This is a genomic window from Micromonospora sp. (assembly GCF_048594385.1).
Lineage (GTDB): Bacteria > Actinomycetota > Actinomycetes > Mycobacteriales > Micromonosporaceae > Micromonospora > Micromonospora wenchangensis.
On the sequence record NZ_JBMDWU010000200.1, the window covers coordinates 1 to 7,184 of the forward strand.

General features: G+C 74.4%; 9 protein-coding genes. 7 read left to right on the plus strand and 2 right to left on the minus strand.

Annotation, left to right across the window (positions count from 1 at the left end; genetic code table 11):
* Positions 1-335: nuclear transport factor 2 family protein (locus ACOJTC_RS10625; RefSeq protein WP_420116731.1), on the plus strand; the 335-nt coding region annotated here is incomplete at its 5' end.
* A gap of 101 nt (positions 336-436) precedes the next feature.
* On the plus strand, positions 437-1,192 hold the full coding sequence (locus ACOJTC_RS10630; RefSeq protein ID WP_158224267.1) for an IclR family transcriptional regulator: 756 nt from the start codon (positions 437-439) through the stop codon (positions 1,190-1,192).
* A 21-nt stretch (positions 1,193-1,213) separates the two neighbouring features.
* Here ACOJTC_RS10630 and ACOJTC_RS10635 read toward each other — a convergent pair whose 3' ends face one another.
* Positions 1,214-2,023, minus strand: a complete 810-nt coding sequence (locus ACOJTC_RS10635) for an IclR family transcriptional regulator (protein ID WP_204923209.1) — start codon at positions 2,021-2,023, stop codon at positions 1,214-1,216.
* A 49-nt stretch (positions 2,024-2,072) separates the two neighbouring features.
* Entirely contained in the window at positions 2,073-3,407 is a 1,335-nt protein-coding gene (locus tag ACOJTC_RS10640) for a hypothetical protein (RefSeq protein WP_420116732.1), read from the minus strand.
* A gap of 211 nt (positions 3,408-3,618) precedes the next feature.
* On the opposite strand from ACOJTC_RS10640, the gene fdxA reads away from it, so the two are divergent.
* The 5 genes from fdxA to ACOJTC_RS10665 form a co-directional block, all read left to right on the plus strand.
* Positions 3,619-3,930, plus strand: coding sequence for a ferredoxin (gene fdxA, locus ACOJTC_RS10645; RefSeq protein WP_204923207.1), 312 nt, complete (start codon positions 3,619-3,621; stop codon positions 3,928-3,930).
* Entirely contained in the window at positions 3,930-4,910 is a 981-nt protein-coding gene (locus tag ACOJTC_RS10650; RefSeq protein WP_204923206.1) for an NAD(P)/FAD-dependent oxidoreductase, read from the plus strand. Before fdxA ends, ACOJTC_RS10650 begins: the two co-directional genes overlap by 1 nt.
* Positions 4,907-5,827 carry a fumarylacetoacetate hydrolase family protein gene (locus ACOJTC_RS10655; protein WP_420116733.1) on the plus strand — a complete coding sequence of 307 codons (921 nt, stop codon included), beginning with the start codon at positions 4,907-4,909 and terminating at the stop codon, positions 5,825-5,827. Before ACOJTC_RS10650 ends, ACOJTC_RS10655 begins: the two co-directional genes overlap by 4 nt.
* Positions 5,824-6,990 (plus strand): hypothetical protein, encoded by a 1,167-nt coding sequence (locus ACOJTC_RS10660; protein WP_420116734.1) that lies wholly within the window; start codon positions 5,824-5,826, stop codon positions 6,988-6,990. Before ACOJTC_RS10655 ends, ACOJTC_RS10660 begins: the two co-directional genes overlap by 4 nt.
* 7 nt (positions 6,991-6,997) lie before the next feature.
* On the plus strand, positions 6,998-7,184 hold a 187-nt coding region (locus tag ACOJTC_RS10665), incomplete at its 3' end, for a hypothetical protein (protein WP_420116735.1).

Here is a 7,184-nt window from a genome sequence, read left to right on the forward strand (position 1 = left end):
ACACCGCGGCCCTCGGCCGGACGGTGGTCGGCCGGGCCCGCTACCGGGCCCGGCTCGACGGCTTCCTGGCCGAGTTCGTCGACCTGCGCTACGAGGTGGAGGAGCTGCTCGCCGACGCCGACCGGGCGGCGGTGGCGTACCGGATGTCGTTCCGGCTGGCCTCGGCCGGCCGCGCACCGGTGCGCATCCGTGGCGTGTTCCGGTTCCGGGTCGACGCCGACGGCCTGATCGCCCACCGGGTCGACTACTGGGACAGCGGCGAGGTCCACCGCCAGCTCGCGGGAGCACCCGAACCGCCGCCCGTCCCCGGTTCGGGGGCGGGCGGCCCGGCGTAGCCGGCTTCCGGCTCCGGCGTGCGGTGGTGTCCGTGTCGCCGGATCCGGCCCGTGCTCGGTAGAGTTCGCCTTTCGGCGGACGGCGAGTGCGAGGTGGCGCGGTGACGGGCGGAGTCGACGAGTCGGCAGGTGACGCGCCGGCGATCCAGACCGTGCAGCGGGCCGCCACCATCCTCCAGGCGTTCTCGGTGGAGCGGCCCCGGCTCACCCTGGCCGAGCTGACCGCCGACCTGGCCATCAGCCGGGCCACCGCGCACCGGTACGCCCGCGCGCTGCGGGCGGCCAACCTGCTGCGCTTCGACACGGCCACCGCCACCTACACGTTGGGCCCGCAGGTGCTGGCGATGGAGGCCGCCGCCCGCGCGGCGCTGCCCATCGTCACCGCCGCCGAGCCGCACCTGGACCGGCTCACCCGGCTGACCAACCAGACCTCGGTGCTCAGCGTCTGGAACGGTGAGGCGCCGACGGTGGTCCGCTGCATGGACAACACCAGCGGTGACGTGCGGCTCAGTGTGCGCACCGGTTCGCCGTTGGATCTGCTCCGCTCGGCGCAGGGCCGGGTCTTCTGCGCCTACCTGTCGGCCGCCGAGGCGCCCGCCGTGGCCCGCCAGTTGCGGCTGTCGGCGGGCCTGCGGGCCGTCGTCGAGCAGGTCCGCCGGGACGGTTTCGCGGTCAACTCCCCGGAGGACTTCGGGGTACGCGTGCTGGCCGCGCCGGTGTTCGAGCGGACCCAGGTGGTGGCCGCCCTGGCGGTGCTGGGCACCAGCACGGCGCTGTCCGGCGCGGTGGAGGCCGCCGCGGCGGACAGCCTGCGGCTGGTGGCCCGGGAGTTGTCCGAGGCGCTCGGCGCGGGCTGACGCCCGCGGCCCGCCCGCCCGTCAGCGGTGACCGTTGCCGTTGAGGTGCGGATGGTGGCCGTTGCCGCCGCTACCCAGCTCGGCGGTGACCAGGGCGGCGACGCGTTGCAGGGCGATGGCGAGCGGGCTGTCGGTGCCCTCGGGGACCGAGGTGGTGGTGCCGACGATGGCCATCGCGGCGATCAGGGTGCTGCCCCGGAAGATCGGCGCGGCGATGCTGCGGACCCCGTTGGCCGAGGGCGTGTTGGCCGAGATGCCGGTCCGCCGGATCTTCTCGACCTCCCGGCGCAGCTCGGCGGAGGCGGCGATCTCGTCGGCCAGCCCCGGGACGTCGGCCTCGGGGAGGAACGCGCAGAACACCCGGCCCTGGGCGGATTCGGTACGGGACAGCCGGGAGCCGGTCCGCACACTGACCCGGATCACCCGGTCGGTGTTGTCGTCGGCGCGGACCACCACGGCGGTGTCGCCGTCCCAGACGCTGAGCACCACCGTCTCGTCGATCTCGCGGACGAGCTGCTGCATGCGCGGGCCGGCGATGCTGATCACCGGCATCGCCGCGCGGGCGGCGGCGGAGAGCGTCAGGATCTGCGGGCCGAGGGAGTAGAGTCCCTCCCGCTCGTCGTAGCGCAGCAGGTTGCTCTCCCGCAGCGCCTTGGTGTAGCGGTGCGCGGTGGCCTTGCTGGTGCCGAGGCTGGCGGTGAGTTCGTTGAGGCTCAGGCGCGGACGTGCCGCCGTGAACGCGTTGAGGATGACCGCCGCGCGCTGCACGGTCTGGATCGCCGGTGAGCTGGGGTCAGCGCTCTTGACCGGCGAAGGGGCATCGTCCGCCATCTGGATTCCTTTGTGCGCAGAGTGAGACAGTATCATGGCATATGACACGTCAGCCTGTCGATGCCTGCTGGTGGCGCAGCGCGATGTCCGCGTACAACCGGGCGAAACGCGCCAATTCCGACAGGGCGTACCGGTCCCGTCGCGGGTCGGCCGGATCGGGCGGTAACGCCGGCGGGCCCAGCCGTACCGTGGGCACCCCCCGGGCGCGCAGCACCACCCCGTCGGTCGACCCGGTCCACCCGCGCAGCGGTGCCGGCGGCCGGCCGTACGCGGCGAGCCAGGCGGCGTCGGCGTGCCGGCAGATCGGCGCGGTGGGTGGGGTGGCCGCGGCCGGGTGCGCCGGATGGCCGGCCACCGCCAGCCCGCAGTCGGCCAGCGGGGTGTCGCGCAGCCGCCGGGTCAGGGTGGCCCGCAGCGCGTCGGTGATCTGCGTCGGATCGTCGCCGGGCACCGTGGTCAGGTAGAGGTGGAGGTCGACCACCCCGGGCAGCAGGTCGGGCTTGCCCGGCTGGCCGGCGCGGACCGCCCCGAGGCCCAGTTCCGCCCCGACCAGGGCGTCCGGGTCGGCCCGTCGGGCCAGATGTGCCCGGCGGAACTCCTCCAGCGCCTCGACGACCACGCCGAGGTGGGCGAGCAGTCCGCCGGGGGGTGTGGCGGTGTCCCGGAACAGCGCCGGGTGGAAGCCGCTGGACAGCCGTACCCGCAGGAACATCGCTCCCGGTTCGGCGGTGAGGATGCCCGGCGGGCTGGTCTTGGCCACGATCGCGGCGGCCGGCCGTGGCCGCCCGCGCAGGTGGTGCAGGACCCCGCCGGTGGTGGGGGCCGGCGCGACGCCGTCCTCCGGTCCGGCGGTGGGGTCGTCGCGGTGGGTGCCGGTGGCGGCGAGCAGCAGGGTCAGCCGGTGCGGCCGGCCGGCGGCCCGCAGGGTCTCGGCGGCGGCGGCGTAACCGACCAGGGCGGCGGCTGCCGCCGCCCGCGCCACCGAGAGGCCGAACCCGCTGACCACCTCGCGGGCCGGGCCGGACAGCTCCAGCGCGGGGGCGGGGGAGTGCCGGCCGGTGATCGGGGCGTCGAAGTCGGTCCCGCCGGTCAGCGAGGTGTCCAGGTGCGAGTAGATCAGCAGTTCGGGACGGTCGCCCAGGTCGGAGCCGCCGACCAGGTTGGCGCTGTCCGGCGTGGTCGCCGTGCGCTCCAGCGGGTCGACCCGCCAGGGCAGCTCCGGCCAGCGGCCGGTGGCCCAGTCGGCGACCCGGTGCGCGGTGGCCCGCTCCCGGCCGTACGGGCTGGGCTGGGCGGTGAGCGCGGCCAGGGCGTCGACCAGGGTGGCCTCGTCGACCGCCCGCGCGGCGGCGTGGCGCAGGGGCGCCGGTACCTCGTCGTCCATCCGCTCCCTCTCGCCAGCGTGACTTCATTCAAGATGACGTCTCGTATGTTGACATACTCTGGGCCGGGTCTCTAGCGTGGCCTGACACCAAACGACATCGCCCCGCATCCGGCGACGTCGCGGAACGGGTCCCGCACCCCGGATCGGCTGCGCGCCCGGACCTGCCGCTGCGGCGCGGATGCGGCCGGCCGACCAAACCGCAGGAGGACCGATGACCTACGTGGTCACCGACGAATGTGTGGACGTACAGGATCGGTCCTGCGTCGAGGAATGCCCGGTGGACTGCATCTACGAGGGCGACCGGATGATGTACATCAACCCCGACGAGTGCGTCGACTGCGGGCGCTGCGAGCCGGTCTGCCCGGTCACCTCGATCTTCCACCTCGACGACCTGCCCGCCGACCGTGCCCGGTTCGGCCCGATCAACGCCGAGTTCTTCACCGAGATCGGCACCCCGGGCGGCGCCCGCAAGATCGGTCGGGTCGGCCACGACCACCCGGCCGTCGCGGAAAGCGCCGGCTGATGGCCGAGCGGCACGAGGTCGACCTCGCGATCATCGGCGCCGGCCCGGCCGGCCTCTACGCCACCTACTACGCCGGCTTCCGCGGGATGAGCGTGGCGGTGATCGACTCGCTGCCCGAGGCCGGTGGGCAGATCGCCGCCCTCTACCCCGAGAAGGCGATCTACGACATCGCCGGGCTGCCCGCCGTGCGGGGCCAGGAACTCGTCGACGCCCTGCTCACCCAGGCCGCCACCGCCAAGCCGACGTTCCTGCTCGGGCAGAGCGCGACCGAACTGACCTGCGCCGAGGACCACGTGCTGATCGGCACCGACACCGGCACCCAGGTCCGGGCGGCGGCCGTGCTGCTGACCGCCGGCATCGGCACCTTCACCCCCCGCGAACTGCCCGTCGGCAGCGGCCACCTCGGCCGGGGCCTGCGCTACTTCGTCCCCCGGCTGGAGGAACTCGCCGGGCAGGAGGTCGTGGTGGTCGGCGGCGGCGACTCCGCCGTCGACTGGGCGCTGGCCCTGGAGCCGTACGCCAGCAGCGTCACCCTGGTGCACCGCCGCCCACAGTTCCGCGCCCACGAACGCAGCGTCACCCAGCTGCACGAGTCGACCGTGCGGGTGCTCACCCCGTACGAGGTCAGCGGGATCGACGGGGAACAGCACGTCGAGGCCGTACACCTGGCGGAGGTGCGCGGCGAGGGCCGCGAGACCCTGCCCGCCCAGGCGGTGGTCGCCGCGCTCGGTTTCATCGCCGACCTGAGCGCGATGGAACGCTGGGGTCTGGAGATGCGCCGCCGCTACGTCGCCGTGGACCGGTCGATGCGTACCAACCTGCCCCGGGTCTTCGCCGCCGGCGACATCACCGACTACGACGGCAAGGTACGGCTGATCTCGGTCGGCTTCGGTGAGGCCGCCGCCGCCGTCAACAACCTGGCCCCGCTGGTCAACCCGGCGCTCGGCACCGTCCCCGGCCACTCCTCTGACGCCGCATGACCGCCCCCGCGCCCACCGTCGCGCACCTCGTCGTCACCCGGTACGGGTTGGGCCGGATCACCGGCGACGACGTCGAACTGCTCGACCGGCCCGCCCCGGACGGGGCCGCCCTGCTGCGCGCCGGCCGGGGGCGCGCCCCCGCCACCGAGGCCCGGGTCCGCCGCCGGCTGCCGCTGGAGACGCTCGTCGGTGACCTGCGCCCACCGATGGCGAGCACCCGCGCGGTGTGGGGCGTCGGGCTGAACTACCACTGCAAGGCCCGGACCACCGGCCGGGCCCTGCCCACCCAACCGGTGCTCTACCTGAAGTCGCCCAGCGCCGGCTCCGGCCCGGAGGACACCGTGCCGCTGCCCGGCTCGGTCAGCAGCCAGCCCGACTACGAGGGCGAGGTGGCCCTGGTCGTCGGCGCGCGGATGCACCACACCCCGGCCGAGCGGGTCTGGGCGCACCTGGCCGCGATCACCGCCGCCAACGACCTGACCGCCCGGGACGTGATGGCCGCCACGGGCAACCCAACCCTGGCCAAGAGCTTCCCCGGGTTCGGCGCCCTGGGCGCCTCGGTGCTCGGCCTGGGCGCGGTCGCCGACCGCGACGCCATCGGCGTCCGCACCACCGTCAACGGCGAGCTGCGCCAGCAGGCCAGCACCGCCGACCTGATCTTCCCGGTGCCCGACCTGCTCGCCTGGATCACCCGGTACGTGGTGCTGGAGCCGGGTGACGTGGTGCTCACCGGCACCCCGACCGGCACCGGCCAGGACCGGGGTTGCTTCCTGAGCCCCGGCGACCAGGTCGAGGTCACCGTCGCCGGGGTGCTGCCCCTGCGTACCCGGTTCCGTGCCGAGAGCCCGGACCACCCCGCGCCGGCCGCCGTCGACGCGTCGACCCACTCGCTTCGCACAGAGAGCCCGATGTCATGAGTGAGAATTCCGAGCGGTACGACCTGGTGCTGGCCGGTGGCCAGGTGTTCGACGGTCAGACCGGAGCCAGCCAGGTCGCCGACGTCGCGGTGACCGGCGACCGGGTGGCCCGGATCGCGCCCGGCCTCGCCGCCGCCGCCGACCGGGTGATCGACTGCGCCGGGCAGTACGTGCTGCCCGGCCTGGTCGAGGCGCACACCCACATCTTCGCCGAGGTCTCCAAGGTCGGCGCGCCGCCGGACGAGGCGCACCTGCACCGGGGCGTCGTCGCCGCCTGCGACGCCGGCACCGTCGGCGCGTCCACCTTCGCCGCGTTCGAGAAGTACGTCGCCGCGCCGGCCCGGATGCGGCTGGTGAACTTCCTCAACGTCTCGGTCCTCGGCCTGATCGACTTCCGGTTCGGTGAGCTGATCAACCCGGGCACGCTGGTCCCCGAGGACGCCCTGGCGGTGGCCGAGGCCAACCCGCACCGGGTCCGCGGTTTCAAGATCCGGCTCTCCGAGGACGTCGTCGGGTTGGACTGGCGTCCGCTGCTCAAGCGTTCCCTGGCGCTCGCCGGCGAGGCCGGCCTGCCGCTGATGATCCACATCGGGGAGACGCCGGAGCCGCTGCCGGTGATCCTGCCGCTGCTGCGCCCCGGCGACGTGGTGGCGCACTGCTACACCGGCAAGCCGTACGGCATCCTCAACGATGGCACCGTGCTGCCCGAGGTCCACGCCGCCCGCGAGCGCGGGGTGCTGTTCGAATCCGCCCACGGCAAGAGCAACCTCAGCTTCGCCGTCGCCCGTCCGGCGATCGAGCAGGGCTTCCTGCCCGACGTGGTCACCTCCGACACCAGCGCCCGCAACTGGCGCGGCCCGGTGTTCGACCTGGTCACCAGCATGGCCAAGCTGCGGGCGATGGGGATGACCCTGGAGCAGTTGGTGCCCCGGGTGACGACCGCGCCGGCGCGGCTGACCGGCCTGGACGCCGAGGGCTACGGCACCCTGGTCGAGGGCGGCCCGGCCCACGTCACCGTGCTGGCCGAGGCCGAGGAGGCGGTGCTCCCCGACGCCGCCGGCAACACGATCAGCGCACCCCGGCTGGACCCGGCCGTGGTGCTGCTCGCCGGTGAGCAGGTGCCGACCGTGCCGTGGCGCGGGCTGCCCGCCACCGGGGCGTGAGGCCCTGATGTCCGCCGTCGAGCCGGCCCCGCCGGCCGGGGTGCACGGCCACCGCGCCCGGCTGCGGGCGGCGCTGCGCGCCGGTGGGCAGCTCGCCGGTACCTTCGTCAAGCTGCCCGGGGCCGACGTGATCGCCCTGGCCGCCCGCTCCCGACTCCACATCGTCGTGTTAGACCTGGAGCACTCCGGCCTGG